General features: G+C 34.6%; 17 protein-coding genes. 12 read left to right on the top strand and 5 right to left on the bottom strand.

Going from position 1 to position 15,679, the window contains the following annotated elements:
- Positions 1-178 precede the first annotated feature (178 nt).
- Positions 179-820 carry a leucine efflux protein LeuE gene (gene leuE, locus INT39_RS01900; protein ID WP_193014574.1) on the bottom strand — a complete coding sequence of 214 codons (642 nt, stop codon included), beginning with the start codon at positions 818-820 and terminating at the stop codon, positions 179-181.
- 342 nt (positions 821-1,162) lie between these two features.
- On the opposite strand from leuE, the gene INT39_RS01895 reads away from it, so the two are divergent.
- From INT39_RS01895 to INT39_RS01855, 9 genes are all read left to right on the top strand, one after another.
- On the top strand, positions 1,163-1,459 hold the full coding sequence (locus INT39_RS01895) for a putative quinol monooxygenase (protein ID WP_193014575.1): 297 nt from the start codon (positions 1,163-1,165) through the stop codon (positions 1,457-1,459).
- A gap of 69 nt (positions 1,460-1,528) precedes the next feature.
- Positions 1,529-1,846, top strand: coding sequence for a hypothetical protein (locus tag INT39_RS01890; RefSeq protein WP_193014576.1), 318 nt, complete (start codon positions 1,529-1,531; stop codon positions 1,844-1,846).
- Between the two features lie 59 nt (positions 1,847-1,905).
- On the top strand, positions 1,906-2,505 hold the full coding sequence (locus INT39_RS01885) for a pentapeptide repeat-containing protein (protein WP_193014577.1): 600 nt from the start codon (positions 1,906-1,908) through the stop codon (positions 2,503-2,505).
- A gap of 296 nt (positions 2,506-2,801) precedes the next feature.
- Positions 2,802-3,338 carry an Ail/Lom family outer membrane beta-barrel protein gene (locus tag INT39_RS01880; RefSeq protein WP_193014578.1) on the top strand — a complete coding sequence of 179 codons (537 nt, stop codon included), beginning with the start codon at positions 2,802-2,804 and terminating at the stop codon, positions 3,336-3,338.
- Positions 3,339-3,672: 334 nt separating this feature from the next.
- On the top strand, positions 3,673-4,212 hold the full coding sequence (locus tag INT39_RS01875) for an Ail/Lom family outer membrane beta-barrel protein (RefSeq protein WP_193014579.1): 540 nt from the start codon (positions 3,673-3,675) through the stop codon (positions 4,210-4,212).
- Positions 4,213-4,657: 445 nt separating this feature from the next.
- Positions 4,658-6,706, top strand: a complete 2,049-nt coding sequence (locus INT39_RS01870) for an alanine-zipper protein (RefSeq protein ID WP_193072074.1) — start codon at positions 4,658-4,660, stop codon at positions 6,704-6,706.
- A gap of 205 nt (positions 6,707-6,911) precedes the next feature.
- On the top strand, positions 6,912-7,370 hold the full coding sequence (locus INT39_RS01865; protein ID WP_193017281.1) for a GNAT family N-acetyltransferase: 459 nt from the start codon (positions 6,912-6,914) through the stop codon (positions 7,368-7,370).
- A 167-nt stretch (positions 7,371-7,537) separates the two neighbouring features.
- Positions 7,538-7,819, top strand: a complete 282-nt coding sequence (locus INT39_RS01860; RefSeq protein WP_193017280.1) for a hypothetical protein — start codon at positions 7,538-7,540, stop codon at positions 7,817-7,819.
- A gap of 197 nt (positions 7,820-8,016) precedes the next feature.
- Complete coding sequence (locus INT39_RS01855; protein ID WP_193017279.1) at positions 8,017-8,448, top strand: carboxymuconolactone decarboxylase family protein; 432 nt, start codon at positions 8,017-8,019, stop codon at positions 8,446-8,448.
- 346 nt (positions 8,449-8,794) lie between these two features.
- Here INT39_RS01855 and INT39_RS01850 read toward each other — a convergent pair whose 3' ends face one another.
- Both INT39_RS01850 and cls read right to left on the bottom strand, forming a co-directional pair.
- The gene (locus tag INT39_RS01850; protein WP_193017277.1) at positions 8,795-9,118 is read right to left on the bottom strand and encodes an HI1450 family dsDNA-mimic protein; all 324 of its coding nucleotides are present in this window, start codon (positions 9,116-9,118) and stop codon (positions 8,795-8,797) included.
- Between the two features lie 113 nt (positions 9,119-9,231).
- On the bottom strand, positions 9,232-10,692 hold the full coding sequence (gene cls / locus INT39_RS01845; RefSeq protein ID WP_193017276.1) for a cardiolipin synthase: 1,461 nt from the start codon (positions 10,690-10,692) through the stop codon (positions 9,232-9,234).
- Positions 10,693-10,996: 304 nt separating this feature from the next.
- Here cls and INT39_RS22905 point away from each other — a divergent pair, with 304 nt between their 5' ends.
- Positions 10,997-11,179, top strand: a complete 183-nt coding sequence (locus INT39_RS22905; RefSeq protein ID WP_109408740.1) for a YciY family protein — start codon at positions 10,997-10,999, stop codon at positions 11,177-11,179.
- Positions 11,180-11,292: 113 nt separating this feature from the next.
- The gene (gene tonB, locus INT39_RS01835) at positions 11,293-12,006 is read left to right on the top strand and encodes a TonB system transport protein TonB (RefSeq protein WP_193017275.1); all 714 of its coding nucleotides are present in this window, start codon (positions 11,293-11,295) and stop codon (positions 12,004-12,006) included.
- 149 nt (positions 12,007-12,155) lie between these two features.
- Here tonB and yciA read toward each other — a convergent pair whose 3' ends face one another.
- Positions 12,156-12,641 carry an acyl-CoA thioester hydrolase YciA gene (gene yciA, locus INT39_RS01830; protein WP_264299067.1) on the bottom strand — a complete coding sequence of 162 codons (486 nt, stop codon included), beginning with the start codon at positions 12,639-12,641 and terminating at the stop codon, positions 12,156-12,158.
- Between the two features lie 165 nt (positions 12,642-12,806).
- Positions 12,807-13,460 carry a septation protein A gene (locus INT39_RS01825; protein WP_193017274.1) on the bottom strand — a complete coding sequence of 218 codons (654 nt, stop codon included), beginning with the start codon at positions 13,458-13,460 and terminating at the stop codon, positions 12,807-12,809.
- A 307-nt stretch (positions 13,461-13,767) separates the two neighbouring features.
- Between INT39_RS01825 and INT39_RS01820 the strand changes: the two genes are divergently transcribed.
- Positions 13,768-15,573, top strand: coding sequence for a SulP family inorganic anion transporter (locus INT39_RS01820; RefSeq protein ID WP_226894154.1), 1,806 nt, complete (start codon positions 13,768-13,770; stop codon positions 15,571-15,573).
- The last annotated feature ends 106 nt before the right edge of the window (positions 15,574-15,679 follow it).

Genomic DNA, 15,679 nt, shown 5'->3' with positions numbered 1-15,679 from the left:
AAAAAGAATAAAATAAAAAACGTTTTTTTTAATTGAAATAGAATGAGAATGAATAGTATTTAATAAGTAATGGGTGAATACACTTATTAATATACGTAAATAGGCTTAATAAATGGATAGAAAAAAGGCAATCTATATAATGATTGCCTTTTCTCTAATTAAAATCTATTTTCAATAATTATGATGATAATGTCGCTAATTTAGTCGCAAAACCCATAAAGAAAAGCCCGATAACACCATTGCCTAATTTTGTCATATTTTTACGTGAACCAAAGAAACGAGCAAGAGCTACGCCACCAAATATTAAAAAAGAGAGATAAATGAAACTAAAAGTTTCAAGCATAGAAGCTAGAATTAAATAAGATAATCCAGTGTGAGCATAATTAAAATCGATAAATTGTACGAAAAAAGAAATATAAAATAAAATTGCTTTAGGATTAGTCAAACTTAATGTAAGTGCTTTTCTAAAAACATGCTTTTGCACACCAGTTGTTTGTTCTACATGCGCTTTCTTTGAGAAAAAAGTTGCATGGATAATTTTTATACCTAAATAGAGAAGATAAAAAGCACCTAAAAATCGCACAAGAGTAAACAGCACAGGGGAGGCTTTTATGACCGATGCAACACCAATAAAGGCGAGAAAAATAAGAATAGCATCACCTAAAAAGACACCAAATGCAGCACGATAGCCATCACTAACACCACCGGATGCGCTTGTTTTTAACACATAGAGAGTATTAGGACCAGGTACAAGGATAATAAAAAACATGCCTGCAAGGTATGTCCAGATATTGAGTACACCAAATTGTTCAAGCCACACGTTAACCCCCAAAAATCTTACTTTCTCTGTATCACTTAATGAATGACTATTATATAAAGAGAATCAGTATTATTTAAACGCATATTTTTATCGATATTGAGAATAAATATTTGATATTTACTGCCTACTGTATGAAAAACAGACCTTTTTTATTATTTTAAACTGGTTGCTGCATCGTTTTATTTTTTTATACATTGCGTCTTGCTAAAAAAGAGTAAGGGTTTAATTATAAGAAGTATTTTTCTTATGTAAAAAGTCTAGATCTCTTAAGTTAACTAGGCTATATTTATCTGTGTTTTTATACAGTGTTTTGTGTTATTCAATTACGGTAAGGAGAATGTGATGTTAAAAGTAATTGCTGAAGATTTTATTAAAACAGAAGCGATAGAAATTGTTTTACCTCTTTATCGTGAGCTTGTTGAAGCGACTAAGAAAGAGCCTCTTTGTATTAGCTATAATTTATATGTTGATGAAAAAGATCCAGGTCACTTTGTCTTTGTTGAACAATGGCCAGATCATGCTGCGCTTGATATACATTGTGCAAGTGAGCATTTTCAGCGACTAGTTCCTATGATTAATGCTTATACAAAAGCCAAACCTAAATTTTTGCTTATGGCTGATGCTTTTGATGAAAATTAAAAGTAATAAAACTTGTCTCATTTAGAGTGAATACACTAAATAATAAGAAATAAAACAAGAGAGATGATGATGTTAGCGAAGTATATTTCTCAAATTGTAAACCAAGAAGAGGGCTATCAAATTTTAAGCTCCCACAAGTGTCGGGATGATTTGACTGAAATAATTCGAGCAACACAGGCTTGGTTATTTAATGATGGTGTTATTCTTAAATGTACTGAAGAGATAGAAACAGAACATTATGATAATGATACCCAATGCCCTGAGTGCTGGATCACATGGGAAATTATTGAGTCAAATAACAAATATATTTCACCTTATAGAAAAGAGTTTTTTAATTTATGCCAACAAAAATTCTGGTTAAAAATGCAACTTGCTAATTATGCATAAAAAAGAAGAATATTAAAATAAAGAGAGTCCTTTTTTTTATCATTTTTATCGGGGGAGATATGGGAAATTTAGAAGATAATCAGGAATATTTAGAGAAAATATTTACTAAGCTTGATATTAGTGAATTAATGCTCAACGAAATAATATTTGAAGAGTGTGAATTCTATCAGTGTGATTTTTCATCAGCTAAAATATCTCACTGCAAATTTGTGCATTGCTTATTTGAACGTTGTAATTTAAGTTTAGCGAATATCCCTAATACTCGATTTTCTAATACTCAATTTGTTGAGTGTAAACTTGTTGGCATTGATTGGACAAAAGCGTATTGGCCTAAATTTGATCTTTATTCACAACTCAGTTTTAAAAATAGTATTTTAAGTGGCTGTAATTTTTTTGGATTAAAATTGAGTGAATCTATTTTTGAAGAATGCCGATTACATGACATCGACTTTAGAAATACAGATCTTCAAAAATCAGTGATGATAAATTCTGATTTTTCGAATAGTTTGTTTATGCAAACAAATTTAGAGAGCGTTGATTTTACTGGCTCTCATTCTTTTGGTATCGATATTCACCAGAATAAAATTGAAAAAGCAATATTTTCTAAAATCGAAGCTCTTGAGCTATTAAGGTATCTTGATATTAAATTGGTCGATTAGCAGTGAAGAATTAAAAAATCATATTTAAAGCAAATACAGTGGTGTTATTTAAGTCACTTTATTGATAGTGGCTAAGCTTATAATCTTAATATTTACTTAAGAATGGTGAAAAATACGGTAGGTTTATTGTTAATTGGGATAGTGTTTTAATTATTCTTTTATTAATAAGAATGCCTTTATAATAAATTATTAATATCGTATTATTTATAAATAATATTTATCAAATATTATGCTTAATTTATAAGAGAGCTAAATTTAGCTCCATTGTATCTGTCCTTTTTATATAGAGAATAAAGATGAAACGTAATTTATTTTTTGCTGCTTCTGCGCTAGCTATTTCTACATTTTCTTTTGGTGTTCAAGCCGCATTAGATAATACTTTGTCTGTAGGTTATGCTCAAAGCTCAATTAAATTAGATGGCAATAAATTTGCTGATAATCCTAAAGGCATTAACTTTAAATATAACCATGAATTTGATAATGATTGGGGTGTTATTGGATCACTGACATATACAAAATTAACCTATAATTTTTATAGTCGCTGGGGAAAAATTGGCTCAACTGAAATTGATTATGTTTCATTAACAGCTGGCCCTAGCTATCGTTTTAATGACTATTTTAGTGCTTATGGTTTAATTGGTCTTGGTCATGCTAATCAAGAAGATAAATATTATTATGGTAATGATGAATACAGTAAAACATCTATGGCTTATGGATTAGGATTACAAGTTAATCCAATCCCAAACGTAGCTATTGATGCATCTTATGAGTACTCAAAATTAGATGATGCAAAATTCGGTACTTGGGTTTTAGGGGTTGGTTATCGATTCTAATATTTAGTCAATAAATTATATTTTAAAAGGTCACGTTATGTGGCCTTTTGATTTTATATAAGATAAAATTTCAATAATATTAAAATTAATGATTGTTTTTAATTTTAAATGCTTTTTATTTCCCTTTCTTTAACTAAAACCCCTCTATATTGATTGTTGTTAATAATAATATTTTTATTGCTATTGTATAGAAAATAAAATGTTCATCTGTTTTTTATTTTGATTTATTATTTCAAGTGCGATTTAAATGATGGTGATTAAAATTAAATATAATTGAAATTATATTTGGTTAATTCATCTCACAGCCAAATTTTAAATAATACTTAGGTTTCTAATGAAAAATATATTAGTTATTCCAATTACTGCTGTTTTTTTATCAATAACAACATTTAATGCGACTGCAATACTGAAAAATACATTGTCATTAGGCTATGCGCAAAGTGAGATGAAACTAGATAGCAAAAGGGTTACAGATTCACCTAAAGGCGTTAATATTAAATATGATTATAAGTTAGATGATAACTGGGGTGTAATCGGTTCATTTGTCTATAATAAAGAAAAATATTCTTTTAATCTTAATTCTAATAAAGGGAATATACATTATGATTATTATTTATTATCTGTTGGGCCTAGTTATCGTTTAGGTGAATATATTAATGTTTATGGCTTAATTGGTGTTAGCTCAGTTAAAATGAATTTAGAGTTTGATGCTAACTATCAAAATATTAACTTTAATAAAGTATCTAATAGCTATGGTGTTGGATTACAATATAATCCAGTTCCTAACTTAGCAATTGACGCTTCTTACGAGTATTCAAAGCTAAGTAATATCGAATTTGGTACTTGGGTGGTGGGTTTAGGTTATCGTTTTTAATCTTATTTAAAATAGGTTTCTTCTTTAAAGGCCACATTATGTGGCCTTTTTTCGTTTCTATAAAATGAAAATAAATTAAACATTAATTTTTATCTACTAAATATATTTTTCTCTAAAGATAAATTTCATTTTAGTGATCTAACTCATACTGAATTTCTTTCTTTTTATCTGTGTAATTCTAAAATGAAATTTTCAACACTACAATTATTAACTCTGTTTTTTTAGTTATGGAGGAGATTATTAACTGATTATGTGTTTTTTACTTAATTTTCATTTTTTGTGACATGTGTGATTAATCTAAATAAGAATAAAATGAAGCTATTCTTTTTTAGATTAAATAATAAAAAACCAAATACTGTCTTTTATTGATTTATCTTTAGTCGAAAGTTTTTATTTACTCACGCTATATTCAAGGCTGCTTCGCTTAAACCATTGAGGTTCTATCATGTTTAAAAAATCATTGATTGTATTAGCCCTCGCACCTTTTTTTGCACAAGCAGCACCTATAGATAATAACGAAAACCTTGATATTCCAATTTCGATGCCAAATGTATCGACAGCTATTGTTGAACAATCAGATGGCGTTAAAATAGGCTCTGGATTTATTGATACTGACGTTAAAAATAATTCAATTATCATTGGTAATACTGCCGATGATAAAGAGATCCCCATTGAAAATCCGAATAAATTCCTTCCTAATAATAAAGCAAGACCACCTGTTGCAAAATATGATTCTGATATTGCAATAGGTAATAGTGCTTATGCTGATGGTGATGCAGAAGGTCAACAAGGCGCTCCTGCAATTGCATTTGGTAATGCCGCTGTTGCTAAAGGTGAAGGATCACTTGCTTTCGGTTCTAAGGCGGTTTCAGATGGTTTAGGTGGTATAGCAATTGGTGACGCTGCAAAACAGAGTAACGGTGGTATCAGTATTGGTAACAATGCTAATGCAGGCAAAGGTGATGAGTTATTTGGTGGTTTAAAAACTAACCACAGTGTTGCCATTGGTGCGGATGCAAGAGTGGTTAATGATGCAAAAGATTCTATTGCATTAGGGGGTAACTCTGTTGCTGGAAAAATGTCTGAAGATAAAGCCTTATTTTTGAAAGATAACGATAGAGCTGGACAAAATATTGGGGAATTATCAATAGGGCAAAAAGCAGTAAGTGGCGATTTTGGTGAACAAGATACTTATCGTCGAATCACTAATGTTGCAGGCGGCGCCGAAGATACTGATGTGGCAAATATTGCTCAGTTAAAAGCGGTAAATGAAACGGCAACAGAGGCTAAAACGACAGCAACAGAGGCCAAAACGACGGCAACAACGGCATTAACAACGGCAACAGAGGCCCAAACGACGGCAACGACGGCATTAACAACGGCAACAGAGGCCAAAACGACGGCAACAACGGCATTAACAACGGCAACAGAGGCCAAAACGACGGCAACGACGGCATTAACAACGGCAACAGAGGCCCAAACGACGGCAACAACGGCATTAACAACGGCAACAGAGGCCCAAACGACGGCAACGACGGCATTAACAACAGCAAATGATGCTAAAGCAATAGCAACAGATGCAAAAACAACGGCAACGACTGCCTTAACAACCGCAACAGATGCAAAAAACACAGCAAATACGGCGCTTACTTCGGTTAATGAAGTAAAAACAACCGTAAACGAAGTGAAAACAACAGCTGATACTGCCTTAACAACCGCAACAGATGCAAAAACCACAGCAAATACGGCGCTTACTTCGGTTAATGAGGTAAAAACAACCGTAAACGAAGTGAAAACAACGGCTGATACTGCTTTAACAACTGCAACAGATGCAAAAACCACAGCAAATACGGCGCTTACTTCGGTTAATGAAGTAAAAACAACCGTAAACGAAGTAAAAACAACGGCGAATACGGCATTAATAAATTCAAATGAAGCTAAAACAACGGCAGGAACGGCGTTAACGACAGCTAATAAAGCTCAAGATAGTGCAAATAAGGCACAAACAAGTGCAGATAAAGCACAAGTGAGTGCTGATAATGCGCAATCAACAGCTGTTGATGCTAAAACGATTGCTAATACGGCTAATACTACAGCCAATAACGCATATTACACTTCAAATATTGCCAATAACACGGCAAATGCTGCGAATAATACGGCGAATATTGCTAATAAAACAGCGAATAATGCATGGAATTTAGCAAATCATAATAGTGCACGTATTGATAAACTAGAAAGCCGTATAAATGATTTTGATGACAAAATGAAACGTGGATTTGCGATGTCAGCAGCAACGGCCAATTTATTTCAACCTTATAGTGTTGGTAAATTTAACGTGAGTGCTGCAATGGGTGGATATAATTCTGAAAACGCAATAGCTGTAGGGAGTGGTTATCGTTTTAATGAAAATATAGCAGCTAAAGCCAGTGTTTCTACATCAACATCAAATTCGGGTGATTTAATGTATGGTGCGGGTGTTAACTTTGAGTGGTAATTTAGCTTGATGTATCAATAAAAGGGTTGGCAGAAATATTAGCCAACCTTTTTTATTTAATATAATTGTAAACGCTTATCTCTCTATTTTTGATCTTAACTTATTAAAAACCTATTTAACACACACTAAACGTGTGTTTTTTATTAGGGGAGATTGATTTTCAATTGATGTGTTTTAAGATGCCATATTTTATGGAGAGAAAAGTATGTTAACTGTAATAAAAGCAGAATCTTCACACTATGATGAAATGATTGCAGTTTGGGAATCGTCGGTTAGAGCTACGCATACATTTCTATCCGAAGAGATCATCTTATCGCTTAAAAAAGATATTGTAGAACAGTATTTTCCTATGCTTAATACCTATATTGCGATAGACCATAATAATGTTATTCATGGGATCTTAGGTACAGCAGAAAATAAGTTAGAAATGCTATTTTTTGATGCGAATTCTAGAGGGCATGGTTGCGGTAAATTACTTGCAACTTTCGCGATAAATACACTGCATATTGATGAATTAGATGTAGATGAACAAAATCCTCAAGCAATTGGTTTTTATTTTCATATGGGATTTGAGCAAATAGGGCGTTCTGAGTTAGATGGACAAGGAAATCCTTTTCCATTGTTACATTTAAGATTAAATAAAATAAGTATAAATACTAAATAAAAAAGATGAAAAATATAGAATAGAGAGGAAAGTAAAATATTCTCTCTATTTGTCTGGTGTAAATAATAATTATCCACTTAAATTTGATTTATATCGTGATAATTTCCCCGCTTTAATGAAATAATTTTTTCATAATTAAATGAATCTAACACAACAGTGGAATAGTTATGAAAAAAACATTAATTATTATTTTATCTTTATTTTTACTACCCGCGTGTTCTGAATCACAAGAAAATAAAGTTATTGAGTATTGTATGAATACACTAAATATCTATAGTAACGTGAGCAAAGATCAATGTTTGTGTTTTTATAATGAAGCAAGTGATAAATTTTCTTCAACTGAAATCGATAGAATGGTGAAATCACCACCAATAAAAAAAGACAGTACGCTGACAAGAGAAGGCACAATGTTTTTAACTATTGCTCATTCATCCAAATGCTTTGAATAACGGATATAACTCATAATAAGTGACATCTATCTAATAAAGAATAAGTAGTAAATTAAGTTGCTTATACTGAAGATTGTCATCTCTAAACACAAATACCACAAAATTGATAAACACATCACCATAAATTGAATATATTGTTACTGTGTTTATATACAGTTGGTTGTGAGTTTGTTTTTATTGTGAATTGTGAGGAAATTATGTCAAAGCTTCGCTTATCTTACCCAAAACTCAGTCCTACAGCTTATGCGGGCTTAATTCAATGTAAAACAGCATTAGAAGATAGTTCACTGGATATCACGTTGATTGAGCTTATCTATTTAAGAGTGTCTCAAATTAATGGCTGTGCTTTCTGTTTAGAAATGCACAATAATTCATTGCGTAATCATCATGTTGCTCAAAATAAATTAGATGCACTAAATGGCTGGCAAGTAAGTGAGCGTTTTACTGATAAAGAGCGAGCTGCATTATTATGGGCAGAGGCTGTCAGTAATATTTCAGCAAACAATACGGATGATAATATTTATCAGCAGGTTAAAGCGTATTTTACAGATACAGAAATGAGTGATCTAACATTGGCTATTGGATTAATGAATGCTTTTAATCGTATTGCTGTGAGTTTGCGTCAGTAATTAATATTATTTATATAAATAAGAAGCCCAAATAAAAATAAAGGAAAAAGCGCTGATAGGGCGCTTTTGATTTTGTTTGTTTAATTTTTACCAAAGATATTGCATGAAGGGTAAATAAGTAAAAATTAAAGCAATGAGTATAAATAAGATACGAAATAACGTTTTTTGTGTTTTTACTGTGGCATAGAGCATGACGATAATAATAGCTACGCAGATATACCAGTAAAATGCACCAAAGAAAGCTAAGGCAAAAATAGTATCAATGATAAAGTGGCTTTCACTCATTTTATTTCTCTCTGAAATAAAAATCACCCGCTAAAATATAAGCAGGTGAAGATAGAAGTGATTATAATTTCCAGATAATATGAAACATCGGTTGTAGTGGGTCGCGACTAATTAATACTCGGCCAAAAATATCATCAATATCGGAATCATCGTCAGGCGCAAGTCCAATAATCACTTCACTAAAACGGGCTGATGTAATTGGAAGGCCGACAATAAATTGCCAATCATTACCTAATGGAACCACCTCTGCAGCACCTCTTTCTTCAAATTGCAGATTAAAAAGTAATTGATCGGCAACATCTAAATTATCAGCCGCTTGAGCTAAAAATAAATCATAAGCTTGTTCTAGGGCTTCGTCTTCACTGAGTAAGGTTGGTTGATTCATGGTAATGCCTGTTTAGTATTCCAATAGTTTTTGTGTTGTTTATAGGCTGTTTGCGTATTAAGCAAAATATATTGTTGCCTATCTTTATGATCTTTTGGATTATAACATTTCTGTTATAACAGAGGGCTAAAGAAATAGCAGATACGTTCTAATACACGATTTAAGAAAGGGCGTTTTTCCCACTCTTGTAGCGTCAACTCAGTAGAACGGGCAATATAATCATATTGTACAATGCTTAAATCGCTACCAAAACCTTCATCATCAATAACGACAGTAATTTCAAAGTTTAGCCACAAGCTTCGCATATCAAGATTCACTGAGCCGACCATACTAAGTTGCCCATCAACCATGACGCTTTTGGTATGTAATAAGCCATCCTCAAACTGAAAGACTTTCACACCTGCTTCAAGCATTTCTGTAAAAAATGCACGACTTGCCCAACGTACAAGAAAAGAGTCATTACTACGAGGCACAATAATGCTGACCTCAACGCCTCGCATAGCGGCTGTCGAAATAGCATGAGCAAGATCATCACTAGGTACAAAATAAGGTGTTGTGAGGACTAATTCTTTTCTAGCTGAATAAATGGCCGTAATTAACGATTGTTGAATAAGCTCATCAGGAAAGCCTGGCCCTGATGCGATAACTTGTGTTGTATGCCCGCTTTCTTGTTCACAAGGCATAATATTATCATCAGGAGGAGGGGGTAAATGGCGCTCGCCAGTTTCCATTTCCCAGTCAAAGGCATAAATCATACCTAATGTGGTAGAAACAGGACCTTCCATTCTTACCATAATATCAATCCATTGCCCCACACCTGAATCTTGTTTGAAATAGCGAGGATCAACCATATTCATACTTCCAGTATAAGAAATATAGTTATCAATCAATACGATTTTTCGGTGTTGACGTAAATCCATGCGGCGCAAGAAAAAACGAAACAAATTAACATGCAATGATTCTACAAATTCAATACCTGCTGCTCGCATAACATCAGGGCCTTTGGTTCGAAAGAAGTTCCAACTTCCCGCAGAGTCCACCATGATGCGACATTTTACACCACGCTTAGCGGCGTTGATTAGCGCATCAGTAACTTCATCAACTAAGCCACCTGATTGCCAAATATAAAAGACCATTTCAATATTATTACGAGCATTATTAATATCGCGTGTAATTGAATTTAGTGAATCTTCACACGTCGTTAAAAGCTCAATTTTATTCCCTTTAACACCTTTAATTCCTTGGCGTTTAGCGGTGAGTTGAAAAAGGGGCGTTGCAACATCACTCGTACTCGTAGCAAAAATATGCTTACATTTTCTTAAGTCTTCAAGCCAAGCCACAACGGATGGCCACATTTGCTTTGCATGTTCAACGCGTCGCTTGCCAAGGTGTAATTCACCAAAGGCAAAATAAGCGATGACACCAACTAATGGTAGGATATAGATGATCAGTAACCAGGTCATTGTTGATGTCACAGGACGCCGATGCATCAGGACACGAAAAGTGACCCCAGCAATTAATAGCCAATAGAAGAAAAAGGTTAGCCAACTTAATACAGTATAAAATGTTGTCATAGTAGAGCTATTTTCCGTTGAAAATGAATCGCATGGATAAGCTAAAGGCAATTTACTAAAAATAGTTCATTATTTTTGTTATTTGCCGAATGTTGTTATTAAATCAGGATTATTATCTCTGTCAAATCTCTTTCATAAGAGATAAGCATTAAATAAGCAATAAGATACAACTCTTTATTTATTTTTTCTTTGTGAGAAATGCTCAAAGAATGAATGAAAATCAAGCAAACTATAAATCAGCTCTTGGATCACAAAATGAACGTCTTATAATACATCACTTATTTGAAAAATAGGTGCTGATAGCATGAGACACAGTAGGAATGAAGTTGCACGCTGGCGAATGATGAGGCAAGTATTACGTAAACGTCGCCGATGGTTAGAGGGGCAATCTCGTCGTAATTTCCGAATTTATAAACTACGTAAACTTGATACATCAAAAAAACACAGAGCACTTTTGTTTGTACAACACATAGAATGGAACTCATAAATTCACTTTTTAACAGTTAATATCAATCATTTTGATAAACGTTATTGAATATGATTGCTATTTGCATTTAAACTAGGGGCATTATTTTTTCTTTAGGTGAAATAAGAGACGTTATGCGTTGGAAGCTTTGGGTATTCATATCACTCTGTCTGCATGCCTCACTGGTTGCAGCAGCGATGTTCTATGTTATAGAAGATGAGCCAGTAACACCTGAACCTATCTCTATACAAATGTTGGCATTTGCTGCGCAGGAGCCTGCTGGTGAACCAGAACCTGTGGTTGAAGAAGTCACGCCTCCAGAACCTGAGCCGGTTGTCGAACCCGAACCAGAGCCTGAGCCTATTCCAGATGTGAAACCTGTTATTGAAAAACCGATAGAGAAAAAACCAGAACCGAAACCTAAGCCAAAACCAAAACCGGTAGAGAAACCGAAACCGCCTGTTGAGCGACCACAACCTTTAGTTGTAAATAAAGGCAATGATCTTAAAAATCTTAATCCGACGGCAAAGCCAAGTGATAAAGGTGATGAGAAACCGGTTGCAGTAGCCAGTAGTGGTGAAGGTAAAGTCCCTAATGCGGTACGTCAAGGGTTACCTATATACCCCCCACGCGCGCAAGCTGTGGGGATTGAAGGTTCTGTCAAAGTGCGTTTTGATGTTGATGCTGATGGACGAGTCGATAATGTGGAAATTATTTCGGCTGATCCAAAAAATGTCTTTGAGCGAGATGTTAAAAGGGCAATGCGCCAATGGCGTTATGAAAAAATTCCTTATAAAGGAAAAATTGCGATTATTGAATTTAAATTAACAGGGATATCAGCAAGCTAATTTTGATAAAAATTAGTAGATATAGCTAAAAAAGCAATATCGACATTTGATACCAGATAAATAAAAGGCACTTTAATCAGTGCCTTTTTAGTATTTAATTTTTAATGTTTTCACGCTATTCGTTGTAATCGAATTGTCGTAATGGCGTTTTATTCCATTGTACTTGTTAGCGTGAAGTGGGCTTTACCTTCAGGTAATCGGCGCGCTGAGTTGTTCTCATCAACGGCAACGTAGGTAAATACTGCCTCTGTTGCTCGATAACGTTGGCCGACAGGTTCTGTGGCGACTTTCTTAACCCAGACTTCAATATTAACAGTAATTGAAGAGTTACCTGTTTTTAAGCAACGCGCATAGCAACAAACGACATCGCCAACAGCAACCGGTTTAAGAAAGGTAATGCCCGTTACACTTACAGTAACGACACGACCTAACGCAATTTCTTTCGCTAAAATTGCACCACCAATGTCCATTTGAGACATTAACCAGCCACCGAAAATATCACCATTGGCGTTAGTATCAGCAGGCATGGCAAGGGTGCGTAAAACGAGCTCACCGTTAGGCAAAGATTGTTGTTCAGTCATGGGATATAAAGTATCTGTAAATAATGTTGAAACCAAAGAGATGTTTCTCGTCATACTTCAAGCTGTAGCGTGACTCGTCGTACTTCAAGTTGCAGTGTTGTTGACTGCGTTCATTCGCATGAGTCACATACTATTGTATGCTCCTAGCGACTTACTCACTTGTCGCCTAGCTACGCTTGAGTTATTTAGAGCACACATCTCCCAATAAAATAAAAATAATTATTCAGATTTTGAATGCGCATCGTGTGACGTTGGTTTAGAGGCTTGTTTTGTCATACCATCTGATAATTCATGTTCATCATTTTGTGTTACTTCATCTTCAGCGTGTTCTTCTGGTAAACGGTTATTCCAGATATACACCACACTGGCGATCGTAAAGATGAAGGTCAAAATAGTTAAGCCAAAGACTTTAAAATTAACCCAAGTCTCTTCGGGTAAAGAGAATGCCACGTAAATATTACCTACCGCACAAGCAAAAAAGAAAATAACCCAAGCTATATTTACTTTTTTCCAGTTAGCTGGTGGCATGGCAAGTTCTTTACCTAACATTCTTTCCATTAATGTTTTTGGCGTAAATAACTGCATACCAATTAATACAACGGCAAAAATGGCATAAATAGCAGTGACTTTCCATTTAATAAAATCAGCAGAATGGAAGAAAATAGTTAATGAGCCAAAAATAGTGACAACCACGGCGGTAATGAGGGGGGCTTTCTCAACTTTATGGAAAATAAGCCATGTTAAGCCGACAGAGATCCACGTCGCGACAATTAATGCACCTGAAGCATAGAAAATATCTTGCCATTTATAGAAGATAAAAAAGACTAATAGTGGAGCGAAATCAAGTAATTGCTTAAGCCAGCCATTTTTCATAACAGATAGGAACCTATGTAATTAAATTCATAAACGTGGCTATTCTAATGCAAAGTGACAGAAAATGGGTAAACAATTGCATATCTTTAACTATGGCACGTTAAATTACACAACAAGTGTTATTTTTATCTGAAATAACTCAATGAAAAATCAACATAATTGTATTTATGTCAAATTTAAATTAAAGCTTAAGTAATGGAAGAGGATTTAAATATTACTCTAGTATATGATTCAGTAACTCATCAACATTACCGCCACTTTTTGATGAATGCATAAATAAAAAAGTATTTCTGATAAGAGGAAATCAATGAACGGAAAAAGAATAATAAAATGGATGCCAGGATTAGGCTTATTGTTTAATTATAAGCGTAAATACTTTGGTTATGATTTAAAAGCAGGGCTTTCTGTTGCTGCGGTTGCATTGCCTGTCGCAATTGCTTATACCGAATTATTAGGGATTAACGCTATTGTTGGGTTATATGCCTGTATTCTTCCCATGATTATTTATGCTTTATTTGGTACGTCTCGCCAATTAATAACAGGGCCTGATGCAGCAACGTGTGCGGTTATTGCGGCGGTTGTTATTCCATTATCGGCAGGGGATGAGAATACGCGGTGGCAATTAGCCATTATTATGACGGCAATGACGGGTTTTTGGTGTATTTTAGCCAGCCATTTTCGATTAGGTGCTTTTACTGATTTTCTTTCGCGTCCTATTCTTCAAGGACTTTTAAATGGGGTTGCGATCACCATTATGGTGGGGCAAATTAGCAAAGTATTTGGGTTTGATACTTCCCCTGAGCATTTAATTGAAAAATTAATTGAAGTCCCATTTCGATTAATGGATGCCCATTTACCCACGGTATTAATGTCGGCGATAACATTAGCGTTACTATTAGGTATTCGTTATTTTCGTAGCCGATGGCCAGCGCCTTTAATTGCCATGGTTGTGATGACTTATCTCAGTTGGCAATTTGATTTAGTCAGTTATGGCATTGCTATTGTGAATAAAGACGCAGGCAATGTTGATCTGTTTTTACCTGTTGTATCCATGAGTGGATTTCATCCCGGTGTATTACGAGAACTATTGGTTCCATCCATAAACTTGGCTGTCATTAGCTTTGTCAGTTTTATGATGACGGCTCGTAGTTTTGCTAGCAAAAATGGCTATGATGTTGATGCAGACCAAGAGTTAAAAGCATTAGGTATTGCCAACATTGCGGCAGCGCTTTCTCAAGGATTTGCGGTAAGTGCGGCAAGTAGCCGTACCGCAGTCAATGATTCTGTTGGTGGTAAAACGCAATTAGTTTCCATTATTGCTGCACTGGTTATTTTGCTAGTGCTATTATTTATGACCGATTTTCTTGCTTATATTCCATTATCATCACTGGGAATTGTGTTGATCGTCTCTTCATGGTCATTGCTGAGTATTCGTCATATTTGGTCTTATCGTAAACGTAATAAGCAAGCATTTACATTGGCATCATTTACATTATTAGCCGTGTTATTGGCAGGACTAATTAACGGTATCGGCTTTGCTGTTTTATTAGGTTTGTTACAGTTTTTACGTATTGTTTTTCGCCCAAGCGATCAGTTATTAGGTATTGATGAACAGGGTATGGTTCACTCAATGAATAAAGATAATGGTATTGAACCTATTGATGGCCTAATGATGTACCGTTTTAATTCACCACTGACTTATTTTAATGTGGGTTATTTTAAAAAACGGGTGCTTCAACTTGTTGATAGCGCGCCTCAACGACCTGCATGGTTAGCGGTAGATGCTGCCGTAAGCTTTACCTATGATGATGTCAGCGTATTTGCGGCCATTGATGAACTAATACGAGAATTGCGAATAAAAGGCGTTAAATTGGTTTTAGCAGGACGCAGAACCGAATTAAATCGCTGGATTGAACGTAATAAGATTTCACTCAATGAAGATGACTTGATTATCGCGCCCGACCTTTATTTTGTGATCCGACTTTATCAAAGCCGCCAGCAGATCAAAGAAAAACAGAAAGAAGCAAGAAAAGAGGCATTAAAACAAGAAGCAGAGGATAACGACGCGTTGATATCAGAAGTGCCGACAGAGGGACAGACATCAACACCTTAAATATTCTAGTCATTTTTACGAGTAGTGCTGAGTAAAAAGTAAAATCCCGTGATAAGTGGTTAACTTATACACGGGATTTTTTATTGGTAAATTCTATGGGGAGCTA

Source organism: Pseudomonas sp. FME51 (assembly GCF_014897305.1).
Note: the sequence above shows the minus strand (reverse complement) of the source record. Positions and strands in the feature narration are given on the sequence as shown.

Excerpts from the sequence above, each read along its gene's own strand:
- INT39_RS01880 (WP_193014578.1), top strand. The coding sequence starts at position 2,802 with ATGAAACGTAATTTATTTTTTGCTGCTTCTGCGCTAGCTATTTCTACA.
- INT39_RS22905 (WP_109408740.1), top strand. The coding sequence starts at position 10,997 with ATGAGACACAGTAGGAATGAAGTTGCACGCTGGCGAATGATGAGGCAA.
- INT39_RS01890 (WP_193014576.1), top strand. The coding sequence starts at position 1,529 with ATGTTAGCGAAGTATATTTCTCAAATTGTAAACCAAGAAGAGGGCTAT.
- INT39_RS01820 (WP_226894154.1), top strand. The coding sequence starts at position 13,768 with ATGAACGGAAAAAGAATAATAAAATGGATGCCAGGATTAGGCTTATTG.
- tonB (WP_193017275.1), top strand. The coding sequence starts at position 11,293 with ATGCGTTGGAAGCTTTGGGTATTCATATCACTCTGTCTGCATGCCTCA.
- yciA (WP_264299067.1), bottom strand. The coding sequence starts at position 12,641 with ATGACGAGAAACATCTCTTTGGTTTCAACATTATTTACAGATACTTTA.
- INT39_RS01860 (WP_193017280.1), top strand. The coding sequence starts at position 7,538 with ATGAAAAAAACATTAATTATTATTTTATCTTTATTTTTACTACCCGCG.
- INT39_RS01825 (WP_193017274.1), bottom strand. The coding sequence starts at position 13,460 with ATGAAAAATGGCTGGCTTAAGCAATTACTTGATTTCGCTCCACTATTA.
- INT39_RS01870 (WP_193072074.1), top strand. The coding sequence starts at position 4,658 with ATGTTTAAAAAATCATTGATTGTATTAGCCCTCGCACCTTTTTTTGCA.
- INT39_RS01875 (WP_193014579.1), top strand. The coding sequence starts at position 3,673 with ATGAAAAATATATTAGTTATTCCAATTACTGCTGTTTTTTTATCAATA.
- INT39_RS01885 (WP_193014577.1), top strand. The coding sequence starts at position 1,906 with ATGGGAAATTTAGAAGATAATCAGGAATATTTAGAGAAAATATTTACT.
- INT39_RS01865 (WP_193017281.1), top strand. The coding sequence starts at position 6,912 with ATGTTAACTGTAATAAAAGCAGAATCTTCACACTATGATGAAATGATT.
- INT39_RS01855 (WP_193017279.1), top strand. The coding sequence starts at position 8,017 with ATGTCAAAGCTTCGCTTATCTTACCCAAAACTCAGTCCTACAGCTTAT.
- INT39_RS01895 (WP_193014575.1), top strand. The coding sequence starts at position 1,163 with ATGTTAAAAGTAATTGCTGAAGATTTTATTAAAACAGAAGCGATAGAA.
- INT39_RS01850 (WP_193017277.1), bottom strand. The coding sequence starts at position 9,118 with ATGAATCAACCAACCTTACTCAGTGAAGACGAAGCCCTAGAACAAGCT.
- cls (WP_193017276.1), bottom strand. The coding sequence starts at position 10,692 with ATGACAACATTTTATACTGTATTAAGTTGGCTAACCTTTTTCTTCTAT.